This window comes from Geobacillus sp. Y412MC52 (genome assembly GCF_000174795.2).
Taxonomy (GTDB): Bacteria; Bacillota; Bacilli; order Bacillales; family Anoxybacillaceae; genus Geobacillus; species Geobacillus thermoleovorans.
This window is the reverse complement of the sequence record NC_014915.1, coordinates 772,657-786,131: the sequence shown is the minus strand read 5'-3', so window position 1 is coordinate 786,131 and position 13,475 is coordinate 772,657. Positions and strand designations below refer to the sequence as shown.

Genomic DNA, 13,475 nt, shown 5'->3' with positions numbered 1-13,475 from the left:
AGCAAATGATAAAAAACTTCTACATGGCAGACCATGTAGAAGTTTTTTTATTACCCGTTCACCAGCCGCTGCGCTTCACGAAGCTGATACGCCCGCACTTTGCGCGGCAGAAAGCGACGGATTTCATCTTCGTTGTAGCCGACTTGAAGCCGCTTTTCATCAATGATGATCGGCCGGCGCAAAATGCCTGGGTTTTTTTGAATGAGTTCGTACAAATCTTGCAGCGGCAGAGCTTCCAAGTTAATGTTCAGCTTCTGGAATACTTTCGAACGGGTGGAAATGATCTCATCCGTCCCCGTTTCCGTCATCCGCAAAATCTCTTTAATCTCCTCGACCGTGAGCGGCTCGGAGAAAATATTGCGCTCGACATAAGGAATATTGTGCTTCTCGAGCCACGCCTTCGCCTTCCGGCATGACGTGCAGCTCGGTGATGTGTATAGCTTGACCACTTCGATCACTCCTTTTGACAAGGAATCCCTTGCTTCCCTCGTCCGTCAGACGACAGACGTGCACCGCTATGCCGGTTTGACGTCTGACAGCATAGCGACACGGCTTGGACGCCAGTCTGGCGATCAGCCGCTTTGCCAATCGTTTGCAAATTGAAATGACTTTAACATGATATATTATACAATACATCGGCCAAGAAAGATATAGTTTTTCGATGATAAATGCAATTTTCTTTCTTTCCTCTTCCAAAGTGAAGGCAAATCCTCTACAATCAAAGTAGAAAAGGAAAAGGGAGGAAGAACCGATGGCCGGCTATTTCATCGACTTTGCCATTGCTTCGGCATTGATCGTCGTCCTCACCGCATTGATGGGGAACATCAGCAACACGATCGGAGAGCGGATGTTCGGCCGAAACAAAAGTGGAAAGCATGTCGAGGCCTCTCGCCGCATCCAACAAGGATGGAAAGTTGTCGGGGGAAAAAAATAACGCGCCAAGACAGGCGCATAGGTGGGCGCCGCCTCTTTCACCGTTCGCATCATGCGGCGATGAAGGAGCGGCGCCCTTTTCTATTCTGCTAGGCATACATCGCCCGATACCGCTTATACTCTTCCTCCGAACAAAGCACAAAATGGCCAGGCGTAATTTCACGGAATTCAAGTTCCTCTCCATCTTTGTAGCCATGTTGCGCCGGATCGTAAACGATCCGCTTGCGCGTCCGCTCCGTTTCCGGATCAGGAAGCGGAATGGCCGACAAGAGCGCCTTCGTGTATGGGTGGATCGGATTGCGGTACAGCTCTTCCGATTCAGCGAGCTCGACCATTTTCCCGAAATACATGACGCCAATCCGGTCGCTGATGTATTTGACCATCGACAAGTCATGGGCAATAAACAAGTACGTCAACCCTTTTTCACGCTGCAGGCGCTTCAGCAAGTTGACGACTTGCGCCTGAATGGAAACGTCAAGCGCCGAAATCGGCTCATCGGCGATGATGAATTCCGGCTCGACGGCAAGCGCCCGGGCGATGCCGATCCGCTGGCGCTGACCGCCGGAAAACTCATGCGGGTAGCGGCTGGCATGCTCGCGGTTCAAGCCAACCGTCTCAAGCAATTCATACACGCGTTGCATCCGTTCTTCTTTCGTTTTCGCCAGCCCATGGATGTCGATGCCCTCAGCGATAATATCCGCGACCGTCATCCGCGGATTCAACGACGCATACGGATCTTGGAAAATCATCTGCATTTTCCGATTTAACTCTTTCAGCTCTTTTTTTGATTTTTTGCCGTGCACATTGACCCCGTTAAACAGCACTTCCCCGTCTGTCGCCTCATAGAGCCGAATGATCGTCCGCCCCGTTGTCGACTTGCCGCAGCCCGACTCGCCGACAAGGCCGAACGTTTCACCTTTATAAATGTCAAAGGTGACGCCGTCGACCGCTTTCACCACCTCACCGCGGCCGGCTGGGAAGTATTGTTTTAAGTTTTTCACCTCGAGCAGCTTTTGTCTAGCCACGCGGTTTTCCTCCTTTCCGGGCGACGATGTCAGCAAACCGTTTCATCCGCTCGCGCACGATAGCCGGCGGTTCCACTTTCGGCGCCATCTCATGCAACAGCCATGTCGCCGCATAGTGCGTATCAGACACTTGGAACATCGGCGGCTCGAGCTCGTAGTCAATTTTGAGCGCATACGGATTGCGCGGCGCAAACGCATCGCCTTTTGGCGGATTTAACAAATCCGGCGGCGAACCCGGGATCGAATACAGCTCCGTATCTTTATGATCAAGGCTCGGCATCGAGGCCAGCAATCCCCACGTGTACGGATGTTTCGGATTGTAAAAAATTTCATCCACCGTGCCGATCTCCACGATTTTCCCGGCATACATCACGGCCACTCGGTCGGCCATGTTGGCGACAACCCCTAAATCATGGGTGATGAAAATAATCGACATGCCGAGCTTTTTCTGAATGTCTTTCATCAACTCCAAAATTTGCGCCTGAATCGTCACATCAAGCGCTGTCGTCGGTTCATCGGCGATCAAAATTTTCGGATTGCACGCCAAGGCGATGGCGATGACAACACGCTGGCGCATCCCGCCGGAAAATTGGTGCGGGTATTGCTTCATGCGCAGCTCGGCGTTTTTAATGCCGACCAGCTGCAATAGTTCAATCGCCCGTTTGCGCGCTTCATCTTTCGACAGCTTTTGATGCTTTAAAATCGCTTCCATAATTTGTTTTCCAATCGTCATCGTCGGATTGAGCGACGTCATCGGATCTTGGAAAATCATTGAAATTTTCGCACCGCGGATCGATTGCATTTCTTTCTCCGACAGCTTGGTCAAGTCTTTTCCTTCAAATAAAATTTCCCCTTGCTTAATCCGGCTCGGCGGTGTCGGCAACAGGCGCATCAACGCTTTTGAAGTCACTGATTTCCCAGACCCTGACTCGCCGACGATCGCCAGCGTTTCTCCCTTATACAAGTCGAACGTGACGCCGCGAACCGCCTGCACTTCACCGGCGTGGATGTCAAAGGAAATGTGCAAATCGTTCACCTGCAAAATTTTCTCCATCGGTTTCACCCCTTCCGTCGGTTATTTGCGCATTTTCGGGTCAAGCGCATCGCGGATTCCGTCTGCCACCAAGTTGAAGCTTAAAATGAGCAAGCTGATGACAACGGCCGGAATAATCATCAAATGCGGATATGTTTGGATCGATTTGTATCCATCATTGACAAGCGAGCCAAGCGACGCTTCCGGCGGACGGATGCCAAGGCCGATAAAGCTCAAAAACGCCTCAGTGAAGATGGCCGATGGAATCGTGAACATCGTCGTAATAATGATCGGGCCGATGACGTTCGGGATCAAATGTTTGAAAATGAGCCGTGATGTCGGCGCTCCGAGCGTCCTTGCCGCCAACACGTATTCCATGTTCTTTAATTTCAACACTTGTCCGCGCACGATCCGCGCCATCGTCGTCCAACCGGTAATGACCATCGCCAACGTGATGGAAATGATTCCAGGCTCAAAAATCAAAATGAACAAAATGACCATAATTAAATACGGGATGCCGTTTAAAATTTCGATGATCCGCTGCATCACATTGTCGACGCGGCCGCCATAGTAGCCGGAAATGCCGCCGTACGCAATCCCGATCAATAAGTCGATCAACGCCGCCAGCAAACCAATGTAAAGTGAGATGCGCGTGCCATACCACGTTCTCACCCACAAGTCGCGTCCTAAGTCATCCGTGCCAAACCAATAGTACTCTTTCACGCCGCGCTGTTTATACACATCAACGCCGTTCGCATCCCGGCCGTCAAACGGAAGCCAATGAACATGCTCGAGCACCGGGATTTTCGGCGGAAGTTTCGCATGCCGCAAGTTTTGATCTTTATACGTCCGGTCGCTCGCCATCGGGGCGATGATCGCCATGAGCGTCAAAATGATAATCATCACGAGCCCCACGATCGCTGCCTTGTTTTCCCGAAGGCGAAGCCAAGCATCCTGCCAAAACGTCAAGCTCGGACGATTGATTTTTTCCTGCTCACCGACGTTCGGCGGGGCGGGCTGAAACCATTCCGGTGAAAGTTGTTCGTATTGTTGTTTCGCCATCATTTTTTCCCTCCCGCTAACCGGATGCGTGGGTCGACAACCCCGTACAACACATCAACGATAAAGACGGCCAAAATCAACAAGGCGGAATAAAACAACGTCGTTCCCATAATAACCGGGTAATCGTTCAGTTCAATCGAACGGACAAACTGCTCTCCAAGACCAGGGACAGCAAACAGTTTCTCAATGACAAGCGTTCCCGTCATTAAATTGACGGTCATCGGTCCTAAAATGGTAATGACGGGGATAAGCGAGTTGCGGATGGCGTGCTTGATGATAACCCCCGCCTGGCTGATCCCTTTCGCCCGAGCCGTCAAAATGTAGTCAGAGCTTAACACTTCAAGCATTTCCGTGCGCATAAAGCGGGCGATGCTGGCGATGACTCCGACAGACAGCGCCAATGTCGGGAGAATCGTATATTTGAAGCCTTCCCAAAAGGCGACCGGAAGCCATTGCAGTTTCACAGCGATAAAATATTGCAAAAACCCCCCTAACACAAACGACGGGATCGAGGCGCCCAACACCGCAATGACCGTAGCTGTGTAATCTTCCCAATGATTATGTCGAATCGCCGCGACAATTCCGAGAATCAACCCAACGATCGTCCCAAAAACAATCGCCTGAAACCCGAGCTGGGCCGACGGGCCGATTCGATCGCTGATGAGCTCTGTCACGGGGCGGTTGTCATATTGGAACGATACCCCCAAGTCTCCTTTCAGCAAATTCCCTAAATATTGAATGTATTGAACCGGCACGGGCTTATCCAATCCGTACTCTTTTAAAATAAGCGCCTTCTGTTCCGGCGTTAATTTCTCTTGGTTCTGAAGCGGCGAACCAGGCAACAGCTTCATTAAAAAGAACGTCAACGTCGCAATGATAAACAACGTGATGATCATATAAACGAACCGCTGAAGCGTATACCGCGCCATGACCGCACCTCCTCTGCTTTTCTTATAATCTTCGTTGTTTTTCGACATTTTTCGCCTTGGCAGGCAAAAGGAGAGTATATGCCCTCGCATATACTCTCCTCGGCATGCTGTAGAAAACAGATTACTCAATATATGCCCATTTGTAGCTGTAATCGCCGCCAAACGGGTGCGAAACGATATCTTTGACATACTCGCGTTGCAAGTAGGCGACACCGCGCTGATAGAGCGGGGCAATCGGCATTTCTTCAAAGACGATCTTTTCTGCTTTCAGCATCGCATCCCAACGGGCTTGCAAATCGCCAAGCAACGTTGTTTTCGCGTCTTTAATCAATTTGTCGTATTCAGCGTTCGACCAACCCGTTTGGTTGTGCGGGTTAGTTGTCGTCCACAAGTCAAGGAACGTCATCGGGTCTTGATAGTCCGGACCCCAGCCGGAGAACGACAGGTCGTATTGCATTTTGCTTTCAAGCTCGAGCTTTTGTGCGAACGGTTGTTGTTTAATGTTGACCGTCAAGCCCGGCAAGTTTTGTTCAAGCTGCGCTTTCACATACTCGCCGATTTTCTTCGCGCTGTCGCTGTCATAGTTCAGCAGTTCAAGCGTAAATTTGTCTTTGCCCAGCTCTTTTTTCGCTTGCTCCCACAGTTTTTTCGCTTCATCCGGATTGTAATTGACCAAATCGCCATTCACATCGCGGAAGTCTTTGCCATCCGGACCGGTGACGAAGTCTTTCGGAACGGTGAACTTCGCCGGAATCGAACCGTTGTTCAAGAGCGTATCGACCATCGCTTGCGTGTCGATTGCCATCGCAATCGCTTTGCGGGCGTTGACGTTGTTCAACGGTTCTTTTTTCGTGTTCATGCGCAGCCAGTAGAGGGATGGATCCAATTCCGTTTTGAAGTTTTTATCATTTTTATACTTATCAACAAATTCGGCCGTCAAACCGACGCGGTCGGCCTGTTTCGTTTCATACAAGTTGACCGCTGTCGCCGTGTCTTTCACAACTTTGACGTTGATTTTTTCAAGCTTAACTGTATCTTTGTCCCAGTAATTCGGGTTTTTCTCATATGTCCAGCCTTGTTCATGCTTCCATTCGCTTAAGACGAACGGGCCGTTGTAAAGCGTCGTATTAGCTTCGAGACCGTATTTGTCGCCTTGCGCTTTCACGAATTTCTCGTTTTGCGGCATGAACGTGCCGAATACCGTCAGGCTGATGAAATACGGAATCGGGTTTTTCAGCTCGACTTGGAGCGTGTAGTCGTCAAGCGCTTTGACGCCCAGCTGGTCAACTGGCAGTTTGCCGGTGTTGACTTCTTCCGCGTTTTTGATGTCGTACATAATGTACGCATACTCCGCTTTCGTTTTCGGGTCAAGCACCCGTTTCCAAGCAAACACGAAGTCGTGCGCCGTCACCGGGTCGCCGTTCGACCATTTGGCGTCTTTGCGAAGCTTGAACGTGTACGTTTTGCCGTCTTGGCTCACTTCATAGCTTTCCGCGATCCCCGGCACCGGTTTGTTGTCTTTCCCTAAACGGTACAGCCCTTCCATAACGTTGTTCAACACGATAAACGATACTTGGTCGGTGGCGAGCGCCGAGTCAAGCGACGGGATTTCCGAAGAATCAAGCAAGTTCAGCACCTGCTCCTTTTTCTCCGCCGGCTTTTCGCCTCCCTGGCCGCCTTGAGCGTTGTTGTCCTTGCCCCCGCCGCAAGCCGCGAGGAACGTTGACAGCGCGAGAAGCAGGACGAGGAAGAAAGAAAATCGCTTCTTCACTAAAAAACCCCCCTTAAAAATTTATGTAGCGTATTACAAATCTTCTGAACCATTTGATTTCAGAAGATTGCACTTACATCGCTTATTATATCCTGTGTTAGTATATTTGAAAAGGATTTTTTTATTTCCTTAAATAAAAAAATTTCAAACTAATTAAAAACAAGATAGGGATCGGATTCATTTACATTTGCATTGTAATGACTTTTTCCTCAATTGTAAACAAAAAATTTCTGCTACAGAAAAAAGGAAACGCTTACAATATAATTTTTTTGCCCTTCCCCTTGGCTCCAAAGCAAATCCCTCCTTAAATTCCATATTTCTTCTATATTTTTTAATATAATTTTGTTAATAATTTTGACAATCTTCCCGCCCACACGATTTATGATAAAATAAGCAGTGAGAAGGGAAAGGCGGGAACAGACGATATGAAACAAACGGCTGTGCGGACTGGATGGCTCTTCGTTGCGATGCTGGCGGCAAGCTCACTCATTGTCGTGGGACAAGGTGCATGGAGTATAGTGGCTTTTATTAACGTTTCGTTTTTGCTCTCCCTTTTGCCTCTGTCGCTCGGCGGGCTTTTGTTTGTTTATGAACGCGGGTTTTTCAGCGGATTCGCATACGGGTTTCGCCGATTGCGCAGAAGCAGCGCGAGGGTGGAGCGGTATCTTGAGGAAGCGGCAGCAGAACATGAATCGGATGAGCTGCTCGGTCCGCGGCGTTTCGCCATCACGTATCCGCTTCTCTTTTCTGGTCTGCTTCTGTTTCTGGCGATGATTGCCGCCGGATATGCCATGCAATAAGGTTGCAACAGCTGAATGTTTTCCGTATAATATAAGGCAAATCTAGGATCAACCGAGCGATGAGAAAGAAGAGTACATATTGGCGATGCCTTCAGAGAGCTTGTGGACGGTGCGAACAAGCGGCTAGCCATATGGAATGGGCTTTCGAGCTTCCCGCCGAACCGGCGACGCAGTAGGCGAGGACGTTTCCCCGCGTTACAGGGGGCCATGCGCTAAGCATGGGCTGAGCGATTGCGCTTGTCGGCGCAATAAGTAGGGTGGCACCGCGGTCCTACCGTCCCTATCAGAGGGCTGGCAGGGCCTTTTTTATTTTTGCTTGAGGGAGTGAAGATCGATGAAAACCATTTTTTCCGGCATTCAGCCAAGCGGCGTCATCACCCTTGGCAACTACATCGGGGCGCTGCGGCAGTTTGTCGAGCTGCAGCATGAATACAACTGCTATTTTTGCATCGTTGACCAACACGCCATTACCGTTTGGCAAGACCCACACGAACTGCGGCAAAACATCCGCCGCCTCGCCGCTTTGTATTTAGCAGTCGGCATCGACCCGACGCAAGCGACGTTGTTCATCCAGTCAGAAGTGCCGGCGCACGCTCAAGCCGCTTGGATGCTGCAGTGCATCGTTTATATCGGCGAACTTGAGCGGATGACGCAATTTAAAGAAAAATCGGCCGGCAAAGAGGCGGTCAGCGCCGGACTGCTCACGTACCCGCCGCTGATGGCCGCTGACATTTTGCTTTATAACACCGACATCGTCCCGGTCGGCGATGATCAAAAGCAGCATATCGAATTGACGCGGGATCTGGCCGAGCGCTTCAACAAACGGTATGGCGAGCTGTTCACGATCCCTGAGGCGCGCATTCCGAAAGTCGGCGCCCGCATCATGTCGCTTGTCGACCCGACGAAAAAAATGAGCAAATCCGACCCCAACCCGAAAGCGTACATCACACTGCTTGACGATGCGAAAACGATCGAGAAGAAGATCAAAAGCGCGGTCACTGACTCGGAAGGAACGATTCGCTACGACAAAGAAGCGAAGCCAGGCATTTCGAACTTGCTCAATATTTATTCGACGCTATCCGGTCAATCGATCGAGGAGTTGGAGCGGCAATACGAAGGAAAAGGATACGGCGTCTTCAAAGCCGACCTCGCTCAAGTCGTCATTGAAACGCTTCGACCGATTCAAGAGCGGTATCACCATTGGATGGAAAGCGAGGAGCTTGACCGCGTGTTGGATGAAGGGGCGGAAAAAGCAAATCGGGTTGCATCGGAAATGGTGCGCAAAATGGAGCAAGCCATGGGGCTCGGGCGGCGGCGGTAAATAGCCGCATCGAGCGAAGCCATACAAAAACGGGCAGGCGCCTATCGCCTTGGCCCGTTTTTTAATTGACTTTTGGTTCTTGCTCCATTTCCCACAGTTTTTCGAAAAATGGCTGCCCTTTGATCAAGTTTTCGCACAGCTGCTCATGCCGTTCGGACCACCCGTATTTCGTCTCGTTATACAATTGTTCCCACGCTTCATCAAAAGACATTTTTTGAATAGCGGCGTATTTTTCCGGCGCCCATTCCGTATACCAATAGCGCATCTGGGCAGTATTTTTTGTCGAATAAAGCTGGTCAAGCGCCATAAACAACAGCTGTTTCAACTGCCGCTCTTTGCGCGTGAGTCCGCACATCAGTTCCGGAGCCGGCGATAAAATATGGTATTCTTTTTCATACCTCGGCAGCGGATAGTCCCGTTCCTCCGCTTCGGCCGCCATTTCGTAGACGAGTTGTTCCTGACGCGGAATGAGACGGCTTTTGCGAATCGGGATTTGATAACCGATTGTATCGACAGCCAAAACGCCGGCGCCGTCCGTGACAACGAAACAATAGTCCAGCTGAATGCGTTCATGGTTTTTGCGGACATACGCCTTCTGATGCACATCGTCTAGCAGCGGTTTTGGAAGATCGGACAAGCTGTTTTCAATGTAATGAAACAGGGCCGGGGATACTTTTAACAGCGGCACTTGGTCGAGCAGCTCGATTTGATCGTCCTTGCGCCATTCATGGAAATGGCAGACGTTGTATCCGTTCTCTTCTCCTTCAAACCAGTTGACCCAAATGTCGTGCAGATAAAGCATGCGAGACCCCTCACTTCCAGACGTGTTTGTCCATCAGTATAGGCAGAGGGACAGAATTTTATTCCATTTCGTCCTCTTTTCCCCTCTAGGGGCTGCGGCTTGGAAACGTCAAGCTCCCCCACATCAAAAGAAGGCCAATAGGGAATAAATAACATTCCAACCTTGTCGAAATATAAGATAAGTATTCGCTAAAACCGCGCTCTGGAGTGATGATGTTCAAATAGGTGATCACCATCATGCCGCCGACGACCGAAAAACCGAAACCGACCAAATAAAAAAACAGGCGGATCACCGGGCTTTCCCTTCCTTCTTGTCCACGTCCTTGTTCTACATATATGTCGGCGCCATGGACAACATGCCTGTTTGCGCCCGATGTCCCTAAGATTCTTGTGATAACCGGACAGCGGCGGTCGCCATGCGGTTTCGAGCTAAGACGCTCCTTGCTGTTTGCCTGAAAAGCCCGCCAACTCCGCGATGTCTTTCGTTTCCATCGTCATCAATTGGGTGAGCGAATATCCTCTTTCCAGGCAGCGACGGACGATGGCATACCCAACGGCATAGCCCCCCATTTTCGGATGCCATCCAAGTCCGTACAAAATGCGGGAAGTATGCGGATGCGAAACGGGCAAATGTTTATTCGGGACTATATAGCGCCGCCAAAACCGTTCCATCTCCCGATCGGTGTAATACTTCGTCCATCCCGCACACTGTTCGGCGCCGACTGTCTCGGCGACGGCATGCTCCGCCAATCCTTCCATAACGACTGCATCCAGCAACGTCGCATCTTCACCTTCGTTCGGCAACTGCTTGAGACGGCATACATGGTTGTATTCATGCGCCACCAACGCGGCGATCTCCTCGTCGCAATGATCAGGCAGCAAGAAGAAAAACAATTTATCAGCAAACGCCACCCCGCCTTTTCCTTGGAATTCGCGCACAAGCTTCCGGTTTTCGTCATCGGCCGGCAGCAAAAATACCGGAACGTCCGGTCCCTTCCATATCCCCCGTTGCCGTTCATACAAACGGCCAAGACGTTCCCAAAGACGGCGCTCTTTCATCTCCGGCAAAAGCCGCTCGGCCTGCCGAGTGCTTCGGTACATGCCATACAGCCGTAAATAGCTGTAAATCTCACGCGCCGGCATCTTGCCAAAAAGCGGCGCCAACCGTGCGCACAACCGGAGCGGATCGCCTTCATCCTCTTCAAGCCATCGATCGGTCGGAAGCAATCCCATCGCTTTTCCCTCCTTTTCTCTTACGTTATGTCGGCAGGGAAAAGACGGTGAAACAAAACAAAAAAGAGAGCCTGACGCTGAACCGAACCCGCCGTTAGTCACGCGTTTTCAGCTCTGCTCAACCAAGGCTCTCCTTTTCATCCATTACACATATTTTTTAAAAATCAATGTCGCATTATGGCCGCCAAATCCAAATGAGTTGCTTAAGACCGCACGCACGTCTTGCTTGCGCGCTTCATTCGGCACATAGTCGAGGTCGCATTCCGGATCCGGTGTTTCGTAGTTGATCGTCGGCGGAATGATGCCGTCGCGGATCGCCAGCACGGAGAAAATCGCTTCCACCGCGCCGGTCGCCCCGAGCAAATGCCCGGTCATCGACTTCGTCGAGCTGACGGCGAGCTTATATGCATGATCGCCGAATACTTCTTTGATCGCCGCCGTCTCATACTTATCATTGTACTCGGTGCTCGTGCCGTGGGCGTTGATGTAATCGATCTCCTCCGGCTTCAGGCCAGCGTCATGAAGCGCTTGGCGCATCGCCCGCACGCCGCCTTCGCCGCCCGGCGCCGGCGCGGTGATATGGTACGCATCGGCGGTCGCACCGTAACCGACAATTTCTGCGTAAATCTTCGCGCCGCGGCGCAACGCGTGCTCCAATTCCTCAAGAACAACGATGCCTGCTCCCTCACCCATGACGAAACCGTCGCGGTTTTTGTCAAATGGGCGGCTCGCCGTTTTTGGATCTGGATTGGTTGAAAGAGCCGTATTGGCGCAAAAACCGGCGAACGACATTTTCGTAATCGGCGCTTCCGTCCCGCCAGTGATCATGACATCGGCGTCGCCGCGCTGAATGACTTTAAACGCATCACCGATCGAGTTCGCCCCGGTCGCGCAAGCGGTCACCGTGCACGAATTGATCCCTTTCGCTCCGAGGATGATCGATACTTGCCCAGCGGCCATATCCGGGATCATCATTGGCACGAAAAACGGGCTCACTCGGCGATAACCGCGCTGCTGGAAAATCTCAAACTGCTGTTCAAACGTCTCCATGCCGCCGATGCCAGAACCAATCCAAACACCGACCCGTTCAGCGTTGCTTTCATTAATGTCGAGATTGGCATCTTTGACCGCCATGAGCGCCGCAGCGACGGCGAATTGGGTAAATCGGTCCATCTTCCGCGCCTCGCGGCGGTCGATAAACAGCGATGGATCGAAGTCTTTCACTTCCGCCGCCACTTTCGCCGGAAAGTCGTCCGGATTGACGCGGGTGACAATGTCGATGCCGGACTGGCCGGCGATAATGTTTTTCCACGTCGTTTCTGCGTCATTCCCAAGCGGGGTGACGGCGCCTATGCCTGTCACGACGACTCGTCTTTTTTCCATCGTTTCCGTCTCTCCTTTTATTTCGATAATATACGTGCCGTTAACGGCCCCAGCGCAAAGCGATCGCGCCCCACGTCAGCCCGCCGCCGAATCCGACCATAATGATGAGATCATCGTCATGGATTTTGCCCGCTTCCAACTCTTCGACAAGCGAAATCGGAATGGATGCGGCCGACGTGTTGCCATATCGACGGATGGTTGTCGATATTTTCTCTTCCGGCAGCTCGAGCCGCTGTCTGGCCGCTTCGACGATGCGAATGTTCGCTTGATGCGGAATGAGAAAGTCGACATCGTCTTTCGTGAGCCCGGCTTTTTCAAGCACACGCACGCTTGATTCTCCCATTTGCCGGACGGCGAACTTGAATACTTCACGGCCGTTCATGACGATATATTCGTCTTTGTATAAATGTTTTCCTCCTGTTCCGTCAGCTCCCAACTCGAAAGATAAAATCCCGCGCCCGGGCGACACCGGACCCATGACGACCGCTCCGGCGCCGTCGCCGAACAGCACCGCCGTGTTGCGGTCGGTCCAATCGGTGATTTTCGATAGTTTGTCTGCCCCCACTACTAATATATACTTGTAGGCGCCTGTGTCAATAAATTGGGCGGCCGTGACCATCCCGTACATAAACCCCGCGCAGGCAGCGCTAATATCAAGCGCAGCGGCGTTGACGGCGCCAAGCCGCTCTTGAAGCATGCAAGCGACCGACGGAAACGGACGGTCCGGAGTGACGGTGGCAACTAAAATGAGATCAATGTCCTTCGCCTCCATGCCAGCGTCTTGAAGCGCCTTTTCTGCGGCAAAATACGCCATATCGGACGTATCGATGTCATCCGGAGCGATGCGGCGCTCCTCAATCCCTGTGCGCGTCCGGATCCATTCATCCGATGTATCCATCATTTTTTCCAAATCAAAGTTGGTCAACACTTTTTCCGGCACATAGCGGCCGACCCCGATAATTCCTGCTCCCATATCATCCATCTCCTCTTTCTTTCCCAAAATGGCAAAAAAACGCTCACGCTGACAACCAAACTTGAATGTACAATCAGTCTACATCACCAATTATTATTACTTGGTACTAATTTTAGCCGAAAGAGCGTGGATGCGCAATAGAAAACGAAAGTTGAACCAGCGCTTTCCGTGCCCCTAAGGCATTTGTCCAAACCGCTTTTTCCTTTCTGCC

Annotated in this window: 14 protein-coding genes and 1 other annotated feature; of the genes, 3 read left to right on the top strand and 11 right to left on the bottom strand. The window is 51.3% G+C overall.

What is annotated here, in order from left to right; translation table 11 throughout:
* Positions 1 to 50 precede the first annotated feature (50 nt).
* Positions 51 to 449, bottom strand: a complete 399-nt coding sequence (gene spxA, locus GYMC52_RS03990; protein ID WP_011230318.1) for a transcriptional regulator SpxA — start codon at positions 447 to 449, stop codon at positions 51 to 53.
* Between the two features lie 302 nt (positions 450 to 751).
* Here spxA and GYMC52_RS03985 point away from each other — a divergent pair, with 302 nt between their 5' ends.
* Positions 752 to 934, top strand: coding sequence for a hypothetical protein (locus tag GYMC52_RS03985; RefSeq protein ID WP_011230317.1), 183 nt, complete (start codon positions 752 to 754; stop codon positions 932 to 934).
* Positions 935 to 1,022: 88 nt separating this feature from the next.
* Here GYMC52_RS03985 and GYMC52_RS03980 read toward each other — a convergent pair whose 3' ends face one another.
* The 5 genes from GYMC52_RS03980 to GYMC52_RS03960 form a co-directional block, all read right to left on the bottom strand.
* Positions 1,023 to 1,958: an ABC transporter ATP-binding protein gene (locus GYMC52_RS03980; protein WP_013523169.1), complete on the bottom strand. Its 936-nt coding sequence runs from the start codon at positions 1,956 to 1,958 to the stop codon at positions 1,023 to 1,025.
* Positions 1,951 to 3,012 carry an ABC transporter ATP-binding protein gene (locus tag GYMC52_RS03975; RefSeq protein ID WP_013146072.1) on the bottom strand — a complete coding sequence of 354 codons (1,062 nt, stop codon included), beginning with the start codon at positions 3,010 to 3,012 and terminating at the stop codon, positions 1,951 to 1,953. The genes GYMC52_RS03980 and GYMC52_RS03975 overlap by 8 nt, the downstream gene beginning before the upstream one ends.
* Positions 3,013 to 3,033: 21 nt before the next feature.
* On the bottom strand, positions 3,034 to 4,056 hold the full coding sequence (opp3C, locus tag GYMC52_RS03970) for an oligopeptide ABC transporter permease (RefSeq protein ID WP_013146073.1): 1,023 nt from the start codon (positions 4,054 to 4,056) through the stop codon (positions 3,034 to 3,036).
* Positions 4,053 to 4,982, bottom strand: a complete 930-nt coding sequence (gene opp3b, locus GYMC52_RS03965) for an oligopeptide ABC transporter permease (protein WP_011230313.1) — start codon at positions 4,980 to 4,982, stop codon at positions 4,053 to 4,055. The genes opp3C and opp3b overlap by 4 nt, the downstream gene beginning before the upstream one ends.
* A 121-nt stretch (positions 4,983 to 5,103) precedes the next feature.
* A complete protein-coding gene (locus GYMC52_RS03960) occupies positions 5,104 to 6,753 on the bottom strand; it encodes a peptide ABC transporter substrate-binding protein (RefSeq protein WP_013523168.1) in 1,650 nt (549 codons plus the stop codon).
* Between the two features lie 425 nt (positions 6,754 to 7,178).
* On the opposite strand from GYMC52_RS03960, the gene GYMC52_RS03955 reads away from it, so the two are divergent.
* Together GYMC52_RS03955 and trpS are read left to right on the top strand one after the other, a co-directional pair.
* Positions 7,179 to 7,553 carry a DUF3899 domain-containing protein gene (locus GYMC52_RS03955; protein ID WP_013523167.1) on the top strand — a complete coding sequence of 125 codons (375 nt, stop codon included), beginning with the start codon at positions 7,179 to 7,181 and terminating at the stop codon, positions 7,551 to 7,553.
* A gap of 50 nt (positions 7,554 to 7,603) precedes the next feature.
* Positions 7,604 to 7,838, top strand: a binding site (T-box leader).
* A 49-nt stretch (positions 7,839 to 7,887) separates the two neighbouring features.
* Positions 7,888 to 8,874 (top strand): tryptophan--tRNA ligase, encoded by a 987-nt coding sequence (trpS, locus tag GYMC52_RS03950; RefSeq protein WP_013146076.1) that lies wholly within the window; start codon positions 7,888 to 7,890, stop codon positions 8,872 to 8,874.
* Positions 8,875 to 8,935: 61 nt separating this feature from the next.
* On the opposite strand, the gene GYMC52_RS03945 is transcribed toward trpS, so the two are convergent.
* From GYMC52_RS03945 to GYMC52_RS03925, 5 genes are all read right to left on the bottom strand, one after another.
* On the bottom strand, positions 8,936 to 9,676 hold the full coding sequence (locus tag GYMC52_RS03945) for a YjbA family protein (protein ID WP_011230309.1): 741 nt from the start codon (positions 9,674 to 9,676) through the stop codon (positions 8,936 to 8,938).
* Between the two features lie 85 nt (positions 9,677 to 9,761).
* Positions 9,762 to 9,968, bottom strand: a complete 207-nt coding sequence (locus GYMC52_RS03940) for a hypothetical protein (protein ID WP_013523166.1) — start codon at positions 9,966 to 9,968, stop codon at positions 9,762 to 9,764.
* A gap of 136 nt (positions 9,969 to 10,104) precedes the next feature.
* Complete coding sequence (locus GYMC52_RS03935; RefSeq protein WP_013523165.1) at positions 10,105 to 10,908, bottom strand: DUF2268 domain-containing protein; 804 nt, start codon at positions 10,906 to 10,908, stop codon at positions 10,105 to 10,107.
* A gap of 144 nt (positions 10,909 to 11,052) precedes the next feature.
* Entirely contained in the window at positions 11,053 to 12,291 is a 1,239-nt protein-coding gene (fabF, locus tag GYMC52_RS03930) for a beta-ketoacyl-ACP synthase II (protein WP_013146078.1), read from the bottom strand.
* 40 nt (positions 12,292 to 12,331) lie between these two features.
* Positions 12,332 to 13,264, bottom strand: coding sequence for a beta-ketoacyl-ACP synthase III (locus GYMC52_RS03925; RefSeq protein WP_013523164.1), 933 nt, complete (start codon positions 13,262 to 13,264; stop codon positions 12,332 to 12,334).
* Positions 13,265 to 13,475: the final 211 nt, after the last annotated feature.

Bases quoted from the DNA above. Each gene is read 5' to 3' on its own strand.
- GYMC52_RS03985 (WP_011230317.1), top strand. From the start codon at position 752: ATGGCCGGCTATTTCATCGACTTTGCCATTGCTTCGGCATTGATCGTC.
- GYMC52_RS03975 (WP_013146072.1), bottom strand. From the start codon at position 3,012: ATGGAGAAAATTTTGCAGGTGAACGATTTGCACATTTCCTTTGACATC.
- opp3C (WP_013146073.1), bottom strand. From the start codon at position 4,056: ATGATGGCGAAACAACAATACGAACAACTTTCACCGGAATGGTTTCAG.
- opp3b (WP_011230313.1), bottom strand. From the start codon at position 4,982: ATGGCGCGGTATACGCTTCAGCGGTTCGTTTATATGATCATCACGTTG.
- GYMC52_RS03955 (WP_013523167.1), top strand. From the start codon at position 7,179: ATGAAACAAACGGCTGTGCGGACTGGATGGCTCTTCGTTGCGATGCTG.
- trpS (WP_013146076.1), top strand. From the start codon at position 7,888: ATGAAAACCATTTTTTCCGGCATTCAGCCAAGCGGCGTCATCACCCTT.
- GYMC52_RS03945 (WP_011230309.1), bottom strand. From the start codon at position 9,676: ATGCTTTATCTGCACGACATTTGGGTCAACTGGTTTGAAGGAGAAGAG.
- GYMC52_RS03935 (WP_013523165.1), bottom strand. From the start codon at position 10,908: ATGGGATTGCTTCCGACCGATCGATGGCTTGAAGAGGATGAAGGCGAT.
- fabF (WP_013146078.1), bottom strand. From the start codon at position 12,291: ATGGAAAAAAGACGAGTCGTCGTGACAGGCATAGGCGCCGTCACCCCG.
- GYMC52_RS03925 (WP_013523164.1), bottom strand. From the start codon at position 13,264: ATGGGAGCAGGAATTATCGGGGTCGGCCGCTATGTGCCGGAAAAAGTG.